This is a genomic window from Pedobacter sp. Leaf41, assembly GCF_001422545.1.
Taxonomy (GTDB): Bacteria; Bacteroidota; Bacteroidia; order Sphingobacteriales; family Sphingobacteriaceae; genus Pedobacter.
This window is the reverse complement of the sequence record NZ_LMLE01000007.1, coordinates 171,536-192,239: the sequence shown is the minus strand read 5'-3', so window position 1 is coordinate 192,239 and position 20,704 is coordinate 171,536. Positions and strand designations below refer to the sequence as shown.

The 20,704-nt window shown below is 37.5% G+C and carries 21 protein-coding genes; 13 read left to right on the top strand and 8 right to left on the bottom strand.

Going from position 1 to position 20,704, the window contains the following annotated elements:
- The first annotated feature begins 25 nt into the window (after positions 1-25).
- Positions 26-487: a PA2169 family four-helix-bundle protein gene (locus ASE92_RS11175; protein ID WP_056850185.1), complete on the top strand. Its 462-nt coding sequence runs from the start codon at positions 26-28 to the stop codon at positions 485-487.
- Between the two features lie 77 nt (positions 488-564).
- Here ASE92_RS11175 and ASE92_RS11170 read toward each other — a convergent pair whose 3' ends face one another.
- The 3 genes from ASE92_RS11170 to ASE92_RS11160 all read right to left on the bottom strand — a co-directional run bounded on the left by ASE92_RS11170 (position 565) and on the right by ASE92_RS11160 (position 4,433).
- Positions 565-2,223, bottom strand: a complete 1,659-nt coding sequence (locus tag ASE92_RS11170) for a carboxylesterase/lipase family protein (RefSeq protein WP_056850184.1) — start codon at positions 2,221-2,223, stop codon at positions 565-567.
- Between the two features lie 77 nt (positions 2,224-2,300).
- Complete coding sequence (locus ASE92_RS11165) at positions 2,301-4,130, bottom strand: histidine kinase (RefSeq protein WP_056850183.1); 1,830 nt, start codon at positions 4,128-4,130, stop codon at positions 2,301-2,303.
- Positions 4,131-4,136: 6 nt separating this feature from the next.
- Positions 4,137-4,433 (bottom strand): hypothetical protein, encoded by a 297-nt coding sequence (locus tag ASE92_RS11160; protein WP_056850182.1) that lies wholly within the window; start codon positions 4,431-4,433, stop codon positions 4,137-4,139.
- 623 nt (positions 4,434-5,056) lie between these two features.
- Between ASE92_RS11160 and ASE92_RS11155 the strand changes: the two genes are divergently transcribed.
- Both ASE92_RS11155 and ASE92_RS11150 read left to right on the top strand, forming a co-directional pair.
- Positions 5,057-5,779 (top strand): LytTR family DNA-binding domain-containing protein, encoded by a 723-nt coding sequence (locus tag ASE92_RS11155; RefSeq protein WP_056850415.1) that lies wholly within the window; start codon positions 5,057-5,059, stop codon positions 5,777-5,779.
- A gap of 193 nt (positions 5,780-5,972) precedes the next feature.
- Positions 5,973-6,341: a response regulator transcription factor gene (locus tag ASE92_RS11150; protein ID WP_056850181.1), complete on the top strand. Its 369-nt coding sequence runs from the start codon at positions 5,973-5,975 to the stop codon at positions 6,339-6,341.
- A gap of 35 nt (positions 6,342-6,376) precedes the next feature.
- On the opposite strand, the gene ASE92_RS11145 is transcribed toward ASE92_RS11150, so the two are convergent.
- Positions 6,377-6,895: an RNA polymerase sigma factor gene (locus tag ASE92_RS11145; RefSeq protein ID WP_056850180.1), complete on the bottom strand. Its 519-nt coding sequence runs from the start codon at positions 6,893-6,895 to the stop codon at positions 6,377-6,379.
- A gap of 243 nt (positions 6,896-7,138) precedes the next feature.
- On the bottom strand, positions 7,139-7,339 hold the full coding sequence (locus tag ASE92_RS11140) for a hypothetical protein (protein ID WP_056850179.1): 201 nt from the start codon (positions 7,337-7,339) through the stop codon (positions 7,139-7,141).
- Positions 7,340-7,368: 29 nt separating this feature from the next.
- Here ASE92_RS11140 and ASE92_RS11135 point away from each other — a divergent pair, with 29 nt between their 5' ends.
- From ASE92_RS11135 to egtD, 7 genes are read left to right on the top strand one after another with little or no spacing between them, the layout of a single operon-like run.
- On the top strand, positions 7,369-7,902 hold the full coding sequence (locus ASE92_RS11135) for a hypothetical protein (RefSeq protein ID WP_235527347.1): 534 nt from the start codon (positions 7,369-7,371) through the stop codon (positions 7,900-7,902).
- Between the two features lie 54 nt (positions 7,903-7,956).
- The gene (locus ASE92_RS11130) at positions 7,957-8,373 is read left to right on the top strand and encodes a DUF805 domain-containing protein (protein ID WP_082455035.1); all 417 of its coding nucleotides are present in this window, start codon (positions 7,957-7,959) and stop codon (positions 8,371-8,373) included.
- Between the two features lie 59 nt (positions 8,374-8,432).
- Positions 8,433-9,815, top strand: a complete 1,383-nt coding sequence (locus tag ASE92_RS11125; protein ID WP_056850178.1) for a mercuric reductase — start codon at positions 8,433-8,435, stop codon at positions 9,813-9,815.
- Positions 9,808-10,761, top strand: coding sequence for an ABC transporter ATP-binding protein (locus ASE92_RS11120; RefSeq protein ID WP_056850177.1), 954 nt, complete (start codon positions 9,808-9,810; stop codon positions 10,759-10,761). Before ASE92_RS11125 ends, ASE92_RS11120 begins: the two co-directional genes overlap by 8 nt.
- Positions 10,754-12,337: an ABC transporter permease/substrate-binding protein gene (locus ASE92_RS11115; RefSeq protein ID WP_056850176.1), complete on the top strand. Its 1,584-nt coding sequence runs from the start codon at positions 10,754-10,756 to the stop codon at positions 12,335-12,337. The genes ASE92_RS11120 and ASE92_RS11115 overlap by 8 nt, the downstream gene beginning before the upstream one ends.
- On the top strand, positions 12,334-13,482 hold the full coding sequence (gene egtB, locus ASE92_RS11110; RefSeq protein WP_056850175.1) for an ergothioneine biosynthesis protein EgtB: 1,149 nt from the start codon (positions 12,334-12,336) through the stop codon (positions 13,480-13,482). The genes ASE92_RS11115 and egtB overlap by 4 nt, the downstream gene beginning before the upstream one ends.
- 3 nt (positions 13,483-13,485) lie before the next feature.
- Complete coding sequence (gene egtD, locus ASE92_RS11105) at positions 13,486-14,460, top strand: L-histidine N(alpha)-methyltransferase (RefSeq protein ID WP_056850174.1); 975 nt, start codon at positions 13,486-13,488, stop codon at positions 14,458-14,460.
- Here egtD and ASE92_RS11100 read toward each other — a convergent pair.
- Entirely contained in the window at positions 14,457-15,530 is a 1,074-nt protein-coding gene (locus ASE92_RS11100) for an aminotransferase class V-fold PLP-dependent enzyme (protein WP_056850173.1), read from the bottom strand. The genes egtD and ASE92_RS11100 overlap by 4 nt on opposite strands.
- Before the next feature lie 77 nt (positions 15,531-15,607).
- Here ASE92_RS11100 and ASE92_RS11095 point away from each other — a divergent pair, with 77 nt between their 5' ends.
- Both ASE92_RS11095 and ASE92_RS11090 read left to right on the top strand, forming a co-directional pair.
- The gene (locus tag ASE92_RS11095) at positions 15,608-16,084 is read left to right on the top strand and encodes a DinB family protein (protein WP_056850172.1); all 477 of its coding nucleotides are present in this window, start codon (positions 15,608-15,610) and stop codon (positions 16,082-16,084) included.
- A 46-nt stretch (positions 16,085-16,130) separates the two neighbouring features.
- Positions 16,131-16,508 (top strand): VOC family protein, encoded by a 378-nt coding sequence (locus tag ASE92_RS11090; protein WP_056850171.1) that lies wholly within the window; start codon positions 16,131-16,133, stop codon positions 16,506-16,508.
- Positions 16,509-16,556: 48 nt separating this feature from the next.
- Here ASE92_RS11090 and ASE92_RS11085 read toward each other — a convergent pair whose 3' ends face one another.
- Together ASE92_RS11085 and pta are read right to left on the bottom strand one after the other, a co-directional pair.
- The gene (locus tag ASE92_RS11085) at positions 16,557-17,753 is read right to left on the bottom strand and encodes an acetate/propionate family kinase (protein WP_056850170.1); all 1,197 of its coding nucleotides are present in this window, start codon (positions 17,751-17,753) and stop codon (positions 16,557-16,559) included.
- A 9-nt stretch (positions 17,754-17,762) separates the two neighbouring features.
- A complete protein-coding gene (gene pta / locus ASE92_RS11080; protein WP_056850169.1) occupies positions 17,763-19,850 on the bottom strand; it encodes a phosphate acetyltransferase in 2,088 nt (695 codons plus the stop codon).
- 150 nt (positions 19,851-20,000) lie between these two features.
- Here pta and ASE92_RS11075 point away from each other — a divergent pair, with 150 nt between their 5' ends.
- Positions 20,001-20,279 (top strand): SelT/SelW/SelH family protein, encoded by a 279-nt coding sequence (locus ASE92_RS11075; protein WP_056850168.1) that lies wholly within the window; start codon positions 20,001-20,003, stop codon positions 20,277-20,279.
- Positions 20,280-20,704: the final 425 nt, after the last annotated feature.

The following is a 20,704-nucleotide window of genomic DNA, read 5'->3' as shown; positions in this document are numbered from 1 at the left end:
ACCAATTATAGAATCATAATTTACTATGGAAAATCAAGAAAAAACAGTTGAGGTATTAAATGACCTTATTCAAATTAACAACGACAGAGCAGATGGTTTTGATAAAGCATCGAAAGATTTAAGCGATGAGAACATCGATTTAAAAGCGACTTTTGATAAACTTTCTTCAGACAGTAGAGACAACGTGACCGAACTTGCAGGTCTTGTGGGTAGGAATAACGAAGATCCAGATACTGGAAACACTATCTTAGGTACATTGCACAGAGCTTGGATCGATATCAAAGCAAGCTTTGGTGGTGATGATCGCCATAGCATTTTAGCAGAATGCGAAAGAGGTGAAGATGCAATCAAAAAAGCTTATAGAGATGCACTTCAAGAAAACGAGTTGGGCGAAAATGTAAGAACTGTTTTGTTAAAACAACAAGACGGGATTAATATTAGCCATGATGCAATTAAAGCATTAAGAGATGCACATAAAGCATTATAAAATTTAATTTGAAAGCCCGCTGAAAGATCTTCAGCGGGCTTTTTTTTGTCCTCTTTTTTGGATGAGGGTTTCTAAGTTTACTCAGCGAACTTGATTCGCTGTAATAACAAAAATCTATCTCTCGTGGTGTCGCGTTCTATTTCGACTTTACTTGGCAAACCAATTCGAAGATATTCTTGTTTTGCCCCCACTTTTTGTTGCGGCCAATTCACAAGCGTTACCTCTTTGCTTCCTATATTTGGATTACTATTATGAATAAAATTTGAAAAATAAGCCTGCATTTGTTCCGAGACCTGATAGTCTGCCGGCTTCCATGCATAATTTTTTTGCACTTCTAAATTACCTAAAGCATATTCAATTTCAGCTGCGTGAAAAGCAGAACCTGTAATGGCTCTATTAATCAATTTTTTAAGCAGCACCTGAAAAACATTGCCATCTTTAATGGTTTTTGGTGTTAATCCAGGGTGGGGTTGATCAAATAAGTAACGATAAACAGGTGCTGTGCTCTTTGCATGAAGTTCTGCCAATCGCCAGGTGCCAAAATTAATAAGCCAATCGCTACCTACTTTTGCGCCTGCTATTTTTGCCTCTTTCTTCGTTTTTACTGGATAATATTTTAATACCTCGGCTGCATCTTCTCCATAAATTTTTCGCACTCTCTTATAAAAGTTTTCTGGTGTCGCCCTTTTTAACCTATAAAAAGCCAGGGAGGGTACTTCATCTGCATTCCAGCCCACAAGCAATGGAACTTTGGCTTGTTCACCAGCTTCGAAAACCTCCGTTGGGAATTTAGGTAGAAAGTAACCATCAACCGTTGGCTTAAAGCGCCGTGGATCTCCTTTAGATGCAAGCTTCAGCAAAGTTTTTTCGTCGATGGATCGCATTTCGGCAATGGAGGTACTTTTGGTGAAAGTGGCAAAGTCAGTTCCCAGCTTTTCTGATGCTTGTTTTGATCTGATTAGTCTTCTTGAATCGAGTAGAGAACTGCTTTGTGCGATGGCCGCAGAAAATAATCCTTTAGATAACGGCGAGGCCATATGAGCGCTTATGGATTGAGCGCCAACAGATTCGCCACCTATAGTGATGCGTTTCGGATCTCCACCAAAAGCACTAATATTTTCTTTTATCCACTTCAATGCAGCAACCTGATCCAGCAAACCATAATTGCCCGATGCACCAAATTGATTTTCTTTACCCAAATCAGGGTGCGCTAAAAACCCAAAAACACCTAATCGGTAATTGATGGAAATATAAACGATACCCTTTTTCGCCATGCTTTCGCCATCATAAGCGGGTTGAGATCCATCTCCATGAATAAATGAGCCACCATGGATAAACACATAAACCGGATGCGGCTTATCGTCACGTTTTGCAGTCGACCAGATATTAAGATAAAGACAATCCTCACTCATGGTTTCTGATCGAAACTCATATAAAATACCAGATTTTTGAACGGGACGGGCACTGAAATCTCTCGCTTTGCGTATGTCAGACCAGTGGGCTAGCCGTTGAGGTGCTTTCCAACGTAATGGCCCAACCGGTGGCGCAGCATAAGGCACACCTTTAAAAACAAATACACCGTTCTCAATTCTGCCCTGTAATTTTCCTTCATTAACCGTTACATAAGCAACAGATGAAGGTGAAGACTGAGCAAAAGATTTATTTAACGTAGTGACGAAAATGAGCAGGACGATACTTACTTTAAGTATATAATTGGGCTTGATGCGGTTATTCATTTGTATCACAAAGATAGATAAACTCACCCTCAGCAAGAGCGTAGAAACGCAACAATCTTATTATCAATTTGTAATCATTATCCATCTAAACTGAACCTGCCTCGCAACTTTTGCTCTTTGAAAACCGGTAGGCATACAACGGCAGTTGCACCTGTTAAATCTGCTCCAGATCGCAGCGTAAAGCTTGCACAATCATTATACTGTTTATTAATCATTTTGATTCTCTCTTTTATAGATGCCAGTCCTAATGATTGTTCTTTTATATCAGCAAATCTCGAAGGTTTTTCTTTGTAATTCAATCCTACTCCATTATCTGCTACCATAATACAAATCCCGTTTTCAATCTTTTTAATGTTTACAGATAAATGGCCATCTTTTTTATCACCTTGTATTAACCCATGTAAAATAGCATTCTCTATCAAAGGCTGAATAAGCATAGGTGGGAGGTAAGTTCTTTTTAACTGAATATTCTCATCAACTTCAAAAGCATAAGTAAACGCACCAGCATATCTCATGGCTTCCAATTCGGTATATAACATTAAGGCTTTCCATTCTTTATCTGCCGTGACTAAGCTTTTGGTCGAGTTTTCCAATATCAATCTGCTTAATGCAGCAAATTTTTGAATTAGGCGGGAAGCTGTTCTTTTATCATTTTCCATGATATAAGACTCTATGGAATTTAATACGTTGAAAATAAAATGCGGGTTCATTTGCGAACGAATTGATTTAAGTTCGCTCTCTGAAAGTTGGTATTGGTGCATTAAATTGAGCGCATTTTGTTCAGCTTGTTTTTGTTGTAAGGTGTTTTTATACCTCAACTGCCTAATGCGGTAGATGCTGAAAATAAAAATTATAATAGCAATTGAAGCAATTAATAAAATGAGAAAATTTCGTTCTTTTTGGCTGGTTTTTACGTTCGCAAGCACCAATTTTTGCTTATTGATAAATAAACTGTCTTGCTTCTGGCGTAGCTCGTATTTTGCACCCATCTCAGCAATGGCGTTACCAATACTTTTGGTATTGATTTTATCCTTCGTGATATTTTCTAAATTTTTGAAGTAATATGCCTTATCGAATTGTTGTTGTTTGCCATAGACGTAAGCAAAATTGTGGTATAAAACAGCTTTGTTTGCGTCGGTAATGTAAGGTGATAGATATTTCTCTGCCTTTGTTAAATTTTGAATACTCTCATCAAATTTATTCTGTTGCATTAGGCAATCGCCAATATTTGCGTAGGCAGCATATAGGCCGATACTATCTTTAGCCAATGCTAAGCCTTTAATGGCTTGCTTGTAATTGGCTAAAGCACTATTATAGTTCTTTTTTAAAGAATAAATATCAGCAGTAAATAGTAATGCCGTATTTTTAGAATTATTAAATTTCGACGGATCTTGCGTCACTTTGTTAAAGTAAAAAAGTGCACTATCGAGTTTATTTAAGCTTTTGAATGACAGCCCAATATTATTTAAGTTATCAAATAAGTAGGTGCTATCTTTTAAGATTTTGTCGTAATAGAGCTGTTTCTTAAAGTAGCTAATTGCAGTAGGATAACGCTTTGTAAAGCTTAATTCGATGTTGCCTAGCCGACTGGATAAAAATGATAACGCAGGATAATCTTTTTTGCTTTCACAAAATTTAATCGCTTCACCATAATAGAATACGCTCGAATCTATTTTGCTTAGCGATTCATAATTGTTTCCCAAATGCATGTTAATTCTTTCAGAGTAGTTTTTATCTATTCCTTTAAGTGCTTTGGCTTTAAATAAGAGGTTAATTGCATCTTGATATTTGCCACTTTGAGTATAGAACCTTGCAGAATCTACCAATAGCTTGTACTTACTTTGAGAAAACCCCAAGAAATGAATTAATAATAAACTGGCAACTAAATAATATCTCGGGGAAAGCATCGATAGCTAAAGTTTTATCTGATTAGCTTGTTTAAATTCAATCGTAGGGATAGGAGGTGGAGTTGGTTTTGGTTTCACTAGAATTACCTGCTCGCTTATAGGCACACCTTTCAAAAGAAACTTAGTGACAATATGATTACCCTTGAAGGTGATTCTAATTTCACAATCATTAAAATCTACATCTTTTCCTACTACAAACTGGATTTTTTTTGCCTGATTTAATTTCTCGAATAATTTTGGTTTCGCAGTTTTGCCAGCCACTGAAGATTTGCCAATGTTAGCGTTTTTTTTAGGTGCGTTCATCTGAATTTAGGTTAAATTTTTGTAGTAAATTATTGTTTCTTATCTCTGCAACTTTATACGTATAAAACTGTGCAGATTTATTTATACCTAAATTAGAATAATAAATGTAAAAAGGAATGAATGTTCAATCATTAATTCTCGTATTCCAATCATTTTAAATGCCCTTTTATCAGTAGGTTAGTATTGATGTTCCAATAAGGAAGCTAATTATGCGGTGGTAGGATATTATTTCTATGATTTGTGACTAGGAGATATAGCCCAAGTGAAAAGTGGAATTTAGTTTGCCACTGGGTTAATGAATGTAGCAATTAGGATTAAACGGGTTTTTACCCAGGTTTTCATATAAATCTCAAATCCCATACCTTTTACTTTGCACTTTTCCTTCTCGCATACTTAACTCTATTATTCAATTTTTTTCTTTACTCATTTTAAGCCTGTATTCACTCATCAACACTACTCCTGCAATCATTAACAGAAAATGTGAAGAATAAGGGTTATAGGTTTACAGAAAGGCATCTAGCGTATCAATCTCGGTCAGATTATCCGAATATGTTTAACTACCTTTCTATTAAATTTTGTTTACAAAAAATAAATGCCCGAAATTTAGCAAAAATGATAAATCGATGTTAAGAGCAGCAATTTTAGACGATGAAATTAGAGGAAGCAAGTTGCTTGCGCACAAGCTTGATGTTTTTGAAAGTGAATTGCATGTGGTTGGCGTATTTAATGATGCTACATTAGCTATTGATGCTATTGCTAAACTAGATTTAGATGTGCTCTTTTTGGATGTTGAAATGCCAGGAATGAACGGCTTCCAGGTTTTGGAACGTCTGGGTACATTCAGCTTTGAAGTAATTTTTACCACTGCTTATGATAGTTATACTTTGGAGGCGCTTCGTTTAAGCGCTGTTGATTATTTAATGAAGCCTGTTGATGAGGACGAGTTGAAAACGGCCATTAACCGACTTAAGAAAAGAGTATTCGAAAAAGCTTATAGCAAAGTTATTATACCAGAAAAAAAAACCAAGAATAAACTGGCCTTGCCCACTGCTGAAGGGATTTATTTAATTGATAAAGTAAATATAGTGCGGGTTGAAGCCATGAGTAATTATAGTGTTTTTATACTTGCTGATACCAAAAAAATTGTGGTCTCGAAAACATTGAAAGAATATGAACCTGTTTTGGATGATGCCCAATTTATGAGGGTAAACCGTTCGGTGATTGTTAATTTAGATTACGTGGTAAAATATCGAAAAGGAGATGGAGGGACACTAGAATTATCAGATGGGACAGAGATAGAGGTCTCAGTACAAAAAAAGGAAATGTTGATGCAAAAACTTTTTTAAGATTAATCTTCAGCATCGTTAGAAACTTCAAACCCAATATAAACCTTCTAAGCAGAATAAGATTTACCACCTTGTATCTTTCGATTTTTGTTTACATATGTCAATTTTCTGCTCTATAACTAAAACAATTTTGCATATTGGTGGTTTCACACAGTGAATACGCAATTGCAAACTATTTTTGACTTAGAATTATATGGGTAAGAAAATATGCCTGCTCGAGGATGATCAGGGTATTAAGGAGATTATTGAATTGATTTTAACTGAAGAGAATTATGAAGTTTTTGGATTTTCGAATGTAAAAGAGTTCATGGCCTTTGATGATAAAGGCTCTCAAGATTTATATTTGTTAGATGTAAAACTTCCGGATGGCAATGGAATTGATGTGTGCGAAATGCTTAAAAAAGATCCTGAAACTAAGAATATTCCCATTATGATGATGAGTGCACATGCTGCGCTTAGCGAAATGAAGAAACAATGCGGGGCGGAAGATTTTATAGCAAAACCATTCGATATATTCGATCTTTTGCAAAGAGTGGGAGGGTTTGTCGGTCAACATAATTAGCCAACCGACAATAAAAATTGCTAAGTTAAAGGCTATCAGATGCCATAACTTCCTTTATAATTTTTCAAGTACTTTTTAAGTTCTATACGTGCCTGATGAATGTGTGTTTTTACCGTTCCGATAGGTATCCCTAACTCTTCTGCGATTTCGTGGTATTTGTATCCCTCAAAATAACGTTGGAAAGGGATGCTGTAATTTTGCGGAATACTGGCGAGTGCTTTTTGAATATCACCCATGATAAACTTCCCTTCAGATGCGTTTTTGGAAGCACTTTTTAATAAATGGGCGCTTGAAATATCTTCTTCTGTCGTAATTAGTTCGTTCCTTTTCTGGTCTTTCCTGTAATTATTGATAAAAGTATTCCGCATGATTACGTATAGCCAACCTTTAATATTGGTGCCCTCGTCAAAATTATGGCAGAATCTAATTCCCTTCATCAGCGTGTCTTGTACCAGATCTTTGGCTTCATCTTCATCTTTGGTAAAACGTATCGCATGCGAATATAAGGATGTAGCATGCCGATCGGCATTGTGGCTAAATTCTATTTGATCCATATTATAAGGATTTGGTTAAATATCTTTATCAATCACATGATTGATAATTTTCTTTATCAAATATTATAACATGAATGTTAGAACATGGTTTGCGACTTGGTACCAGAAACAGCCGTATTGATATTAATTACGTAATAAATACGGTTAAATTTTGTGGTTAATACAACTGATTCTCTATTTTTTGGTTTAAAAGCTGCATTGACACACGTAAAAGTCTAAGCTGGGAATGAGAAATATTTTAAATTAACCGGTAGCTGAAAGCTGTTGATGATTATTTTCAATGGCTGTTAAATCGTATCTTTTATATTCGTAAGCTATAGCCGTTTTTCGAAGATCATCTATCTCTGAAGATAAAAATATCGACTGGATATTGGTGTTTTCAGAGAGTTGTTTAAGTCTTGCTATAACTTTTTTGTAGTCTTGGTCGTTTTTTATTTTGATCATTTGGTAGGTATTGAGTGGCTAATTTCCGGATGACAACAAGATACAAGGACAAAAAGTTTTCGATAAATATTAATAAACAGCAGCCTTGTAGCATCGAACTTTTTTCCAGCAAGAAGTTTAACTTAGAAACCTTTGCAACAGGAGTTTGTTATGGAAAGATGAAAAACAATACTTCAAAAAATATCGCCAGAATCATTTTAGGTACCGGATTGATTATTGCCGGCATTGGGCATTTAACTTTTGCCCGGAAAGAATTTCACGCACAAGTACCAGATTGGGTTCCGCTGAAAAAGGATGACACTGTTATTTATTCGGGCTTAGTTGAAATTGCAATGGGAACCGCATTGGTTTTTGCTCCAGTAAAATACAGAAGTACAGTTGGCCTTTTAGCAGCATCATTGTTTGTTGCCGTTTTTCCCGGTAATGTTTCTCAATACTTGAATAAACGTGATGGTTTTGGTTTGGATACTGATCAAAAACGATTGATGCGATTATTTTTTCAACCTGTACTTGTTTTTTGGGCAATAAAAAGTACAAAACAAAAGCGGTTAGTGGCTTTGTAATGTCGATGAATATTTTTATTTTCAATCTTACTTCGGAAATAAAACTCACGCTCCATGTTTAAAGACATTTTCTCTTTTTACGGTCGAATTCGCCGTACCGAATACTGCATTACTTTTCTTGCCTATTGGCTATGTCTTTTTATCATTAGCGCTCTGGCTGAAAGCCCAGGGACGGAATGGGCAGGTATATTTGTTCTTTTGCCAGTCTTTATTTTAATTTCTCAAGGAGCAAAAAGATGTCATGATTTAGGCAATTCTGGTTGGTATTTGCTTATCCCATTTTATATTTTCGTAATGCTGTTTGGTGCTGGTGATTACGGCGCTAACGAATATGGCGACAACCCCAAAGGTGAAAGGAATGAAAGGAATGTAGATCCTTTTGGTTATGATGTTACAACAGGAACCTTTGCTGAACAGCAAACCACTCCAGATCATTTTCTTTCGAAAAGTGATGATTCATTTACCAGCTAAAAGCGAAGCCCCTCAAACAATGAACCGCTTTCCTCGTTTTACTGCTGTAATCACTTAACATGAAACACTACGACGTCATTATCATTGGAGCCGGACAGGCGGGAATTCCGCTTGCTAAAAAACTAGCAAATGCTGGAATGAAAACAGCACTTGTTGAGAAAAGAATTGTGGGTGGTACCTGTATTAACGACGGTTGTACACCAACTAAAACAATGATTGCCTCAGCCCGGGCAGCATTCCAAGCCAAAAATGCCGAGAAACTTGGTGTTGTAATTGGAGACATTAAAGTCGATCTTAAAGAAATCAAAAAGCGGAAAGACGGAATTGTAAAATTATTTCAAGAGTCTGCTCAAAAAGGAATTGAATCAACGAAGGGTTTGAAGCTATATATGGGAGCCGCGACTTTCATAGGGAAAAAGGAACTCAAAGTGGAAATGAATGATGGAGGAAGCGAAAATTTATCGGCAGATTTAATTTTTATCAATACTGGTGCGAGTACGGTAATTCCAGAAATTAAAGGTTTGAATGAAGTGGAATATCTCACTTCAACTTCGATATTAGATTTAACTGAAATTCCAGAGCATCTTGTTATCATTGGTGGCAATTATATTGGTTTGGAGTTTGGCCAAATGTTTAGCCGCTTTGGCAGTAAAGTAACTATTCTCGAGAAATCATCCCATGTTTTAGCAAGAGAAGATCATGATGTTTCTGATGAGATTTGCAAAGTTTTAGGGAACGAAGACATTAAGTTCTTGACCTCAGTAGAAGTGTCTGAAATTAAGAAAGTGAAAAGCGGGTTAACAATTAGTCTAAAGCAAAAATCAGAAAATAAAAGCATTACTTGTACTCATATACTGGTTGCGGCCGGTAGAAAACCACAAACCGAAAATCTGGGTCTAAACTATTGTGGGGTAAAAACCAATGAGAAAGGTCATGTGATCGTGAATACGAAGTTAGAGACTAATGTTAAAGGTATTTATGCTTTGGGCGATGTTAACGGTGGTCCGGCATTTACACATATTGCTTATAACGACCATGTAATCATTTACCAAAACCTGGTAAAAAAGAAAAACATTTCTACAAAGGGGCGTCCGGTTCCGTACTGCATGTTTACTGATCCGCAACTGGCAAGGATAGGAATTTCGGAAAACGAAGCAAAGGAGCGAGGTTTAAATTACAAAGTTGCCCTGTTGCCAATGGCTAATGTTGCCCGTGGTATTGAAACCGGAGAAACATTTGGTTTGATGAAAGCTGTGGTTGACACTAAAACCAAGAAAATTTTAGGAGCTACAGTAATTGCTGCGGATGGGGGCGAAATTATGTCGGTTTTGCAAATGGCTATGCAAGGCGGTATCACCTATGATAAAATTCGATATGGCATTTTTGCCCACCCAACCTATACAGAATCATTGAACAATCTTTTTATGAGATTAGATGATTAGTGTTAATGGAATAAGTAAAAGTTTTGGCGGCAATGAAGCCGTTAAAAAGATTTCTTTTGAAGTATTGCCAGGAGAAAGCTTGATTCTGCTGGGCACAAGTGGCTGTGGTAAAACAACTACCCTTAAAATGATTAATCGACTGATTGCACCAGATTCGGGACAGATAAACATTAACGGCAAGAATATTGCGGGAGAAAAACCAGAGATTTTGCGTCGAAGCATTGGTTACGTGCTGCAGAATAATGGCTTGTTTCCACATTACACGGTGGCAGAAAACATTGCCATTGTACCCAAACTTCTGGGCTGGGATAATAAAAAAACGATATTACGAACTCAGGAAATTTTAGAAAAGCTCCATTTATCAGAACAGTATTTATCTATGTTTCCAAATGCATTAAGCGGTGGACAACAACAACGCGTTGGCTTAGCCAGGGCATTGGTAACCGATCCATCTATTTTATTGATGGATGAACCATTTGGCGCTCTTGATAATGTAACCCGAACCAGCATCAGAAAAGAATTTAAGGCTTTGGAAGAACTTAAACGGAAAACCATGGTGATGGTGACGCATGATATTCATGAAGCTTTTGAACTTGCAGACCGCATTTGTTTGATGGATAGAGGAAAAATTATCCAGATAGGAACACCAAAAGAATTACTTTTTAAGCCCGTAAATAAGTTTGCAAAGGATTTTTTGGCAGGCGAAAAGTTATCATTAGCTTTTAAAGCTGTTTCATTAGAAGATTTATGGGATTTTTTACCAACAACAGATACACAGACACCCAACGCTATTCCATCTACCGAAAGCATGTGGGATACAATGGAAAAGCTGCAAACACAAACCAGTGTTGAGGTTAAAAATAAATCCGGTAGTTATAAAAATATCGATTTCGATAAATTAACCGCGGCATTTAGTTTATATCAAAAAGGGAATCGCCATGAATGAGAACCAGCAAAGCCTGTGGCAATTTATGGCAGAACAGTCAGATAAGCTATTCAATCAAGCCCTCCAACACTTGGGATTAACTTTTATTTCGCTGTTTTTTGCGGTTTTGGTTGGTGTGCCTTTGGGCATCTTGATAGCCAGAAAACGGAAACTGTCAGGGTCGGTTTTGGCTTTTGCGGGTGTTTTGCAAACTATTCCGAGCATTGCCTTATTGGGATTTATGATTCCATTATTAGGAATTGGCGCGAAACCTGCTATTGTTGCGCTGCTCATCTATGCGCTTTTGCCTATTATCCGAAACACTTATACGGGCATTGTTGGCATAGATGCTAATGTACGTGAGGCTGCGAAGGCGATGGGAATGAGTGCGAAACAAATTCTGTTTAAAGTAGAGCTTCCGCTAGCTATGCCTGTAATTTTAGCTGGAATACGAACAGCTACCGTCATCAATGTGGGCGTCGCAACGCTGGCATCGTACATCGCTGCGGGTGGTTTGGGTGAATTTATTTTCGGCGGAATATCATTGAACAATACCAATATGATTCTCGCTGGTGCAATCCCGGCAGCAGTATTGGCCATTTTATTAGATGCCTTATTGGCGCTACTTCAAAACCTAAATATCAAGAAACTAAAGCGGGAATTAATCATTCTTCCTATTGTGATTTTAACTTTGAGTGGCTTTTATTTGCTGCCTAAAGCTTATGGAAGTTCGCTTACTGCTGGTTTTACGCCAGAGTTTATGGGTAGACAGGATGGCGATTTAGGGTTAAAATCCGTTTACGGTTTAAAAATCCATACGATTGTAATTAGTGATGCGGTAATGTACAAAGCAGCTTTTGAGAAAGAATTGGATGTAATTAGCGGATATTCTACCGATGGAAGATTGAAGGCATTCGACCTGATCATCTTAGAGGATGACAAAGGCATTTTTCCACCTTATTATGCAGCACCAATTGTTAGAACATCTTCCCTAAAAAAGTTTCCTGAATTAGAAAAAACACTAAATCTTCTTGAAGGCAAAATTAACGATTCAATTATGACTGATCTTAATTACAAAACGGATCAATTACACCAAAGTCCGGAGCGGGTTGCAAAGGAGTTCCTGATAAGTCAGAATTTGTATAAGTCGCCGCTAAATGCTAAGGGAAAAACGGTACGCATAGGTTCTAAAATTTTCGGCGAACAGTACATTCTTGCAGAAATGTATAAAATGCTTATCCAGGGAAATACCAATTATCAGGTGGCTACTAAAACGGGTTTGGGCGGCACAAAAATTTGCTTCGATGCATTAGTTAACGATCAAATAGATTTTTATCCTGAATATACAGGAACCGGATTGTTGGTTTTGCTAAAACCCAATGCAGATTTTGCAAAGAAAATTGCTCATGATAAAGATAAAACCTACGACTACGTTAAAGATGAATTCATCAAGAAGTTCGGAATTAAATGGTTAACTCCAATTGGTTTTAATAATTCTTATGCTTTAATGATGCGTAGAAAACAATCAAAAGAACTTGGTGTTTATTCTATCACAGATCTGAAGCAATATCTAGACAACAACAATAACAATAAATGAATTTAAGCGAAGAATACTTGCTAATTAGAAAGCATTCTGAAGAAATATGTGAGCCTTTGCAAACGGAGGATTATGTAGTTCAACCGATAGTTGACGTTAGCCCTCCAAAGTGGCATTTGGGCCATACCACCTGGTTTTTCGAAACCTTTATTTTGAAACCCTTCTCGCCAGAATACCAGGAGTTTAATCCAGATTATAATTACGTTTTTAACAGTTATTATGAAACCGTTGGCACAAGGGTAATCCGTACCGATCGTGGTAATTTAAGCCGGCCAAGCGTGAACGAAGTTTATCAATATCGTGCTTATGTAGATGAAGCCATGGCTAAATTACTTTCTTGCCCTGTTGATGAGAAGTTAACAGAATTGCTGCTTTTGGGTTTTAATCATGAGCAACAACATCAGGAACTCCTGCTAACCGATATCAAATATATTTTAGGTAATAATCCGTTGTTTCCAGTGTACGATATAAACTGGAAAGATAAAAGCTTACCGTCATCTGAACCACAAATGATAGCTGTTCCGGAAGGCGTTTATGAAGTTGGATACAGCGGTAATGGCTTTTGCTTTGATAATGAACTATCGAGACACAAAGTATATCTTCAGAATTTCGCCATAAGTACCGCTTTGGTAACGAACGGAGAATATTTGGATTTTATTGAAGCTGGTGGTTATAAAAATTTTAGCCTGTGGCACGCGGAAGGTTGGGATTGGGTAAACAACAATCAAATTGTAGCACCCATGTACTGGAGCAAGATAGATGATGCCTGGTTTAACTACACGCTTAATGGCTTGCAATCGATCGACCTCAAAGCACCCGTAACCCATGTAAGTTATTACGAAGCTTATGCCTTTGCCAGTTGGAAGGGTTTGCGTTTGCCTACCGAATTTGAGTGGGAAATAGCAGCACAGCAATTGAATTGGGGGGCAAGATGGGAGTGGACCGAAAGTGCTTATTTGCCGTATCCCGGTTTTAGTAAAGCACCAGGTGCACTCGGAGAGTATAACGGCAAATTTATGGTAAACCAAAAAGTGCTTCGTGGTGCATCGGTTGCCACACCTCAAGGACATGAACGCAGCACTTACCGCAATTTTTTTCATCCACATTTAAGGTGGCAATTTACAGGCATAAGATTAGCAAAGTAACCTATGGATTCTATTATTACCAATCAGATTGCGCCAGTTGGTACATCATTTTTAACTGATGTTTTACAAGGATTGCAAAGTAAACCTAAGTTTTTAAGCTCAAAATATTTCTATGATGAAAAAGGCGATCGCATATTTCAGCAAATCATGGATATGGATGAATACTACCTTACTGATGCAGAGATGGAGATTATGGAGCAACAATCTTCAGAATTAGCAAGATTTATTGCGGTTGATAATCAACCCTTTGATTTGATTGAGCTTGGAGCCGGCGATGCGACAAAATCTATTCATCTATTAAATGCCTTGTTAAAACAACAGCTTACCTTTACCTATTTTCCTATTGATATTTCAACGCATGTAATCAACGATCTGGAAGAAAATCTACCTAAAAAACTACCTCAGTTGAAAATGGAGGGACTTAATGGGGATTACTTTAAGATGCTTAAAAAAGCAAAGGAGATTTCTAGTCGCCGGAAAGTTGTTTTATTTATGGGCGCCAATATCGGTAATATGAACTTAACCGACGCCGAACAGTTTTGCTGTGATTTACGCAATGAGCTTTCCCAAAATGATTTGCTAATTATCGGATTTGATTTAAAGAAAAATCCGAAACAGATTTTGGCAGCTTATAATGATTCTGCGGGGATTACCCGCTCATTCAATTTGAATCTTCTGGATCGGATAAATAATGAATTAGATGGTGATTTTGATGTTTCAAAGTTCGATCATTACGCATCATACGATCCAGAAACCGGAGCTTGTAAAAGTTATTTAATCAGTTTGCAAGAGCAGTGGGTAAACGTAGGCGATGAAACCATTCACTTCGACGCAAACGAATTTATCTATATGGAGATCTCACAAAAATATTCTCTCGAAGATGTAGATGCGTTGGCTAAAAAATCTGGCTTTAACCCGATACATCGTTTTTTCGATCATCAGGAATATTTTACAGATGCCGTTTGGAAAGTAGATTAACTTTTGCCATCAAGCACATCAAGCAGTTTCTGTAAATCATCTTCAGTATTATAAAAATGAAACGAAAATCTCGTTCCAGCGCCCCTTGCTGAACATAGAATGTTAGCTCCAGCTAGTTTTTGCACTAATTTTTCCTCCAAAGGTAAGCTGATAATGGTTGATTGGCTTTCTCTTTCTGTCATCCAAACTGGGAGTAAGCCTCTCTTATAAAATTCTAATCTGGCCTTTTGGCAAAGCAACTGGTTGCTTTTTTCGATTTGCACAAACCCAGTAGATTGTAAGAAGTTAAGGCTGTGATAAAGCGAACCGAAATTTAAGGTATCTAAGTGGCCAGGTTCAAAACACATATCCAAATGACTTTTTCCGATTAAAAATGGCGCTGTTGGAAGTTTTTTATTCACCCGATCTTGATAGAGTTCGCCAATTAATTGTTCTGATAACAAAGTGAATCCATTTCCAAATCCAGAAAGCAACCATTTATAGCCGCTCGAAATGAGTGCATCTAAACCTGATTGTTTAAAGTTAAAGGGCGTTGTACCGCAAAACTGGGTTCCATCGGCCATCAACAAAATCTGGGGATAGGTTTGCTTGATTTTCTTGATGAAGTCTTCTGATAATTTATAACCACTAATATATTGCACCATACTGAATGCAAAAGCCGTAGGTTTAAAATCTTCAATTGCTTTAATAATATTCTGTTCAAGGTTTATATCAATATCAACTTCTGTAAATTCAAAACCTAAAGTTTTTACTGGATAGGCAAGGGAAGGATAATCTTCTTTTAGAAGCAAAAATCGATGGTTTTGATCTAGCCCATTCAGCAAGGTATTAAAACCAAAAGAAAAGTTTGGGGTTAAAAAGATATTTTCTGCCTGATAAATTTCAGCAAGTTTCCTTCTTAAATCTTCGGTTATCGTAGCCTGGTTTACCCTAAAATTGCTTCCTTCATTTAGATACTCAACATCGTGTTTGTTGCGCCATTCTAATAGCGGTTTGCTTAGAATGCCAGAATAAGCAGTATTTAAGTAGGTGCTGTGATTTAAAACTGGAAATAAATCTTGAAAGTTCATGATCAAAAGTAATAGAAAATAACCACCCAAACCATAAGCTTTCTATTTTGTTAATTCTTTACTATACCCTTTACCACATGGAAAATCATACTTCAATTTTAATTAACGAACTTAAAAAATTATTAAAGGGCGGAGGAGCGCATGTAGGTTTGAAAGAAGCACTTGCAGATTTAACGATTGAGCAGGTTTCAAAAAAGCCTGATCTCCTGCCTTACAGCATCTGGCAATTGGCAGAACATATCCGTATAGCTCAATGGGATATGCTTGAATTTAGTAAAGATGGCAATCATCAATCTCCGAAATGGCCTGAGCAGTATTGGCCGGAAGAGGTTGCTCCAGAAAGCGAAGAAGCCTGGAATAAAACCATTGCCCGTATAGAAACTGACCTAAAAGAGTTTATTGAATTAATGGAATCGGCAGATCTTTACAGCCAAATTCCACATGGGCAGGGACAAACACTACTTCGCGAAGCGCTGCAAATTGCCGATCATAATGCCTATCACACTGCAGAAATAGTAGTAATAAGAAGATTAATCGGTGCCTGGAAGAGTTAACTGATACAAGCGCTCCAAATATTGTTTTACTATTTTTTATATCATCATGTTACAAACAAGCAAAACATTTAGTTCATTCTCTGTAAAGAACATTGAAGAGGCAAAAGCATTTTATGAGTTAATTGGTTTGAAAACCAAAGTGGGAGAGATGGGGATATTGGGGTTGGAACTGGAAGGAAATGAAAACATCATGCTCTACCCAAAAGATAATCATGAACCGGCAACTTTTACTGTATTAAATTTTCCTGTTAACAATATTGATGAAGCTGTAGATGATTTGATTGCTAAAGGAATAAAATTCGAACAATACGATTCAGAATATCTTAAAACTGATGAGAAAGGCATCTCGAGAGGGGAGCAAGGGCCGAAGATTGCCTGGTTCAAAGATCCATCAGGAAATATTCTATCGGTTTTGGAAGGGTGAAATTGAATCCATCAATCAGCTCAAAAAAGCTGATTGATGGATTTTTAATTAGGCCAATAGCCCAAAACATTGGTGGGCAATTTCGTATTCTTCATTGGTTGGGATCACCAGAATTTTCACTCTGGATTCATTGGTACTCACCTCTGCAATTCCGCCCGAATAATTTGAGTTACTTTCGGCATCCATTTCAATACCGAGATAATTCAGCTCATCGCAAACGGAAGCACGCATTAATTTGTCGTTTTCTCCAACACCGGCTGTAAATACGATAGCATCAAGGCCATTTAAAATTGCCGCATAAGCACCGATAAATTTTTTAATTCTGTAAGCATAAAGCTGGAGCGCTAAAATTGCACCATCACTACCTTCAGTAGCCAGCTTTCCAATGTCACGCATATCGCTCGAACCACCTACGCCCAACAATCCCGATTGTTTATTAAACAATGTACTCAACTGATCAAGGCTATAACCCGCATGTTCTATTAGATGAAAGATCACCGAAGGGTCGATATCGCCGGAACGCGTACCCATCATTAATCCACTTAAAGGGCCAAAACCCATACTGGTATCTATCGATTTTCCATTTTGAACGGCAGTCATGCTGCAGCCATTTCCCAGATGGATGGAGATGATTTTCGAATCTTTTTTATCCAGCCATTTAATCGCTTGCTCACTCACATACTTGTGGCTGGTTCCATGAAATCCATATACACGAATGCCGTGTTCCTTGTAGTACCGATTTGGAATAGCATACCGAAATGCTTCCTGTGGAATGGTTTGGTGAAAAGCGGTATCAAAAACCGCAATTTGTTTAGCTTTAGTAAAGGTTTGTTCGGCAACTTCTATGCATTTCAAATTAACAGGGTTATGGAGTGGGGCCAGAGAAAAAAGTTTTCTAATCTGCGCCTTCACTTCTTCTGTTATTAACGTAGGTCCAGTGAAGTGTTCACCTCCATGCACCACACGGTGCCCAACAGCAGCAATATCATCCGGACTAGCAATAACCGCTCGTTCGCCCTCGCTTAGCAAAGCCAAAACTTGATTCAAACCTTCGCCGTGATCGGTAATGAAACCATTTTTTTCGGTTACAAATTTCTCTCCGCCTGCGTAAACCGTATGTTTAATGAAAGAGCCTTCAATGCCAATGCGTTCAACCAATCCGCTACCAATTGGCGCTTTTTCAGGCATTTTAAAAAGTTGATACTTTAGGGAACTGCTCCCAGAATTTATAACTAAAATATTCATGTTATTTTTTTATAGGTCTTGACATTGTATCGCGGTAATTACTACCGTATTAAAAATATCATCAACAGTACAACCCCGACTGAGATCGTTGATAGGTTTATTTAATCCCTGCAACATTGGCCCAATGGCTAATGCCCCTGTTTCTCGTTGCACAGCTTTGTATGTGTTGTTTCCAGTATTTAAATCCGGGAAAATCAAAACACTTGCCCGGCCCGCAACTTCCGAATTCGGCATTTTTTGCTTGCCAACTATAGGATCTACAGCGGCATCATATTGGATCGGTCCTTCGATTTTAAGCTCAGGATATCTTTCCCTAACAATTGCGGTAGCTTCCCTCACGCGTTCCACATCTTCACCCTCTCCAGAAGTACCGGATGAATAAGATAGCATGGCAATTCTTGGTTCAATGCCAAATTTTGCGCTACTTTCTGCTGATGAAATAGCAATTTCTGCAAGTTGTTGTGCGGTTGGATTTGGGTTTACAGCGCAATCGCCAAAGATGGCTACCCGTTCGGGTAAACACATAAAAAATATTGATGACACTACGGAAACGCCTGGTCTGGTTTTCACAAACTGTAATGCCGGGCGGATAGTATGTTGAGTGGTGTGCACTGCGCCAGAAACCATTCCATCGGCATCGCCCTTATAAACCATCATCGTTCCAAAATAAGAAACATCTGTCATCATATCCCGAGCCATTTCCAGATTTACATTTTTAGCCTTTCTCAACTCGTGCAAAGTTTCTACATAGGAATCGTATTGCTCGGAAAGCGCAGGATTGTGGATATGAATGGTGTTCAGGTCCAGATTTAAGCCAAGTCGTTTGATAGAATTACTAATTTCCAATGGATCGCCCAGCAAAGTAATGTCAACAATATCCTGGGCAATCAATTTCTCAACTGCTTTCAAAATTCGCTCATCATTTCCTTCGGGAAGAACAATGTGTTTCTTTTCTCTTTTGGCCCATTTTACCAGTTGGTATTGAAACATGTGCGGGGTGATGCCCTGATAACTGAATGTGATAATTTTATCATCAAGCGCTTTTAAATCAACATGTTTTTCAAAAATATCTATGGCTAACTCAATTTTCTTCTTGTTATCTATCGTGATTTTAGAATGAATAGAACCAATGGTTGTAGTGGTTTCAAATGTTCCCTTTTGAACTGCAATAATTGGGATAATGGTTTGCAAACCTTCGATAAGTTTAATCATTGGTTCATCGGGTAAACTTCCTGCTGTAAGTACAATTCCGGCAATTTTAGGGTAGTTGGCAGATAAGTTGGCTTGTAACGATCCGATGATAATATCGCCCCGGTCACCAGGGGTTACAATGAGCAGATTATCTTTAATGTGCCTTAAAAAGTTCGGCAGCATCATCGCACCGGTTACAAAATTATCAACTTGATTATCAAGCAAATCGGCACCAAATAAAATATCAGCATCAAGCGCAGCTGCAATTTCTTTCATAGTTGGGCTTTGCAAACCACTTTCAATAGGAATTACGGCTATTAATAATTCTGGCGGTAATTGATTGGTTAAGGCCTGTTTAATACGTTCTGCTTCTTCAGGATTAACCATGTTGGCCACCACACCCAAAACCTGCACATCTCTTAACAAAAAGTTGCGGTAAATATTGATGGCGCTTTTAAATAACTGACTTGCCGTTTTTCCCTTTCCTGATACCACAATCAAAACCGGAGCACCCAGGTTTTTGGCCATCAACGCATTCGATTCAAATTCAAAGGCGCTGCCTTCGCCTAAAAAATCGCTTCCTTCAATTACAGTGAAATCGTAATTATCTTCTAATTTTTTATATTTACTGATGATCGTATTGATAATTGTGCCGCTATCTTCAGCCTGGTGAAGCATATCCTGTCGGGTAAAGGCAAAAGCATCTTCGTAACGAATCGGCAATGCGAAGTAGTCGAGCATAGCTTCTACGTGTTCGTCTTTTTGATTTGGATCTTCTTGAGCAATGATTGGCTTAAAATAACCTACTTTTTGGGTTTTAGCCAGCAGCATGTTTATCATTCCAAATGCAATCACTGATTTTCCGGTATAAGGCTCTGCAGATGCTATAAAGATGTTCTTCGTCATAAAAAAAAGGATAAGGCTGAATAGAATAACTAACTTTTGCCAATATAGTTGGAAATTTTTTAAATCTATATTAAAAAAGTAGCCGACCTAATTGCAGCAGAAAATTTGAAATTAAAAAGGCTAACAAAAAGATATTGATATATTGGTAAAATGAAACCTACAATCACCATTGAATATTGCCCGAAATGCGGATGGATGTTGCGTTCGGCCTATATGGCGCAAGAAATTTTGAACACTTTTACAGATGAAATTAAGGGCATAATGCTAGTTCCAAGCGAAACCGGTGGTAAATTTACCATTACTATTGATAAGCAAGTCATTTTTGATCGCGGCGTGATGGAACGTTTCCCCGAAATCAAGGAGCTTAAAAAATTAGTTCGAGATCATGTAAGTCCGGATAAGGATTTAGGGCATACCGATCGAAAATAACTGCTACGCGTTCGATTCGATAATTAATTTAAGGGTTTTAAGCCTATGGATAAGCGGCTGATTTACTTTGGATGTGAGGTTGGCCTTCAAAGGCTGGAAATGACTTTGCAAAAAATGATCGTAATCTGTAATCTCTGTTGCTTGGTTCAAAAAAATAGGCACAGGTTGTTTTCCTGCTTTTGTAAAAAAATCTTCTAGTTCCTGGAGCTCCTGCATTGTCATGCCACTAAGTTACAAATGAAAATTTAATAGATTTCAATATCACTGGTTCATTTTATTATTTCGCTATCACTCAATACCTTTTATTTTACGGGCAAGTTTTCAAAAGCTACCATAAAGGCTTAAAACGCCGTTAAGAAAATAAATAAAACCATATAGCATTATTTTGTGTTCATGAATTGCTTTTGATGCCTAATTAATACACC

Bases quoted from the DNA above. Each gene is read 5' to 3' on its own strand.
- ASE92_RS11075 (WP_056850168.1), top strand. From the start codon at position 20,001: ATGAAACCTACAATCACCATTGAATATTGCCCGAAATGCGGATGGATG.
- ASE92_RS11160 (WP_056850182.1), bottom strand. From the start codon at position 4,433: ATGAACGCACCTAAAAAAAACGCTAACATTGGCAAATCTTCAGTGGCT.
- ASE92_RS11170 (WP_056850184.1), bottom strand. From the start codon at position 2,223: ATGAATAACCGCATCAAGCCCAATTATATACTTAAAGTAAGTATCGTC.
- ASE92_RS11140 (WP_056850179.1), bottom strand. From the start codon at position 7,339: ATGATCAAAATAAAAAACGACCAAGACTACAAAAAAGTTATAGCAAGA.
- ASE92_RS11090 (WP_056850171.1), top strand. From the start codon at position 16,131: ATGTTACAAACAAGCAAAACATTTAGTTCATTCTCTGTAAAGAACATT.
- egtD (WP_056850174.1), top strand. From the start codon at position 13,486: ATGGATTCTATTATTACCAATCAGATTGCGCCAGTTGGTACATCATTT.
- ASE92_RS11165 (WP_056850183.1), bottom strand. From the start codon at position 4,130: ATGCTTTCCCCGAGATATTATTTAGTTGCCAGTTTATTATTAATTCAT.
- ASE92_RS11135 (WP_235527347.1), top strand. From the start codon at position 7,369: ATGACAACAAGATACAAGGACAAAAAGTTTTCGATAAATATTAATAAA.
- ASE92_RS11150 (WP_056850181.1), top strand. From the start codon at position 5,973: ATGGGTAAGAAAATATGCCTGCTCGAGGATGATCAGGGTATTAAGGAG.
- ASE92_RS11120 (WP_056850177.1), top strand. From the start codon at position 9,808: ATGATTAGTGTTAATGGAATAAGTAAAAGTTTTGGCGGCAATGAAGCC.
- ASE92_RS11130 (WP_082455035.1), top strand. From the start codon at position 7,957: ATGTTTAAAGACATTTTCTCTTTTTACGGTCGAATTCGCCGTACCGAA.
- ASE92_RS11115 (WP_056850176.1), top strand. From the start codon at position 10,754: ATGAATGAGAACCAGCAAAGCCTGTGGCAATTTATGGCAGAACAGTCA.
- ASE92_RS11175 (WP_056850185.1), top strand. From the start codon at position 26: ATGGAAAATCAAGAAAAAACAGTTGAGGTATTAAATGACCTTATTCAA.
- pta (WP_056850169.1), bottom strand. From the start codon at position 19,850: ATGACGAAGAACATCTTTATAGCATCTGCAGAGCCTTATACCGGAAAA.
- ASE92_RS11095 (WP_056850172.1), top strand. From the start codon at position 15,608: ATGGAAAATCATACTTCAATTTTAATTAACGAACTTAAAAAATTATTA.
- egtB (WP_056850175.1), top strand. From the start codon at position 12,334: ATGAATTTAAGCGAAGAATACTTGCTAATTAGAAAGCATTCTGAAGAA.
- ASE92_RS11145 (WP_056850180.1), bottom strand. From the start codon at position 6,895: ATGGATCAAATAGAATTTAGCCACAATGCCGATCGGCATGCTACATCC.
- ASE92_RS11100 (WP_056850173.1), bottom strand. From the start codon at position 15,530: ATGAACTTTCAAGATTTATTTCCAGTTTTAAATCACAGCACCTACTTA.
- ASE92_RS11155 (WP_056850415.1), top strand. From the start codon at position 5,057: ATGTTAAGAGCAGCAATTTTAGACGATGAAATTAGAGGAAGCAAGTTG.
- ASE92_RS11125 (WP_056850178.1), top strand. From the start codon at position 8,433: ATGAAACACTACGACGTCATTATCATTGGAGCCGGACAGGCGGGAATT.
- ASE92_RS11085 (WP_056850170.1), bottom strand. From the start codon at position 17,753: ATGAATATTTTAGTTATAAATTCTGGGAGCAGTTCCCTAAAGTATCAA.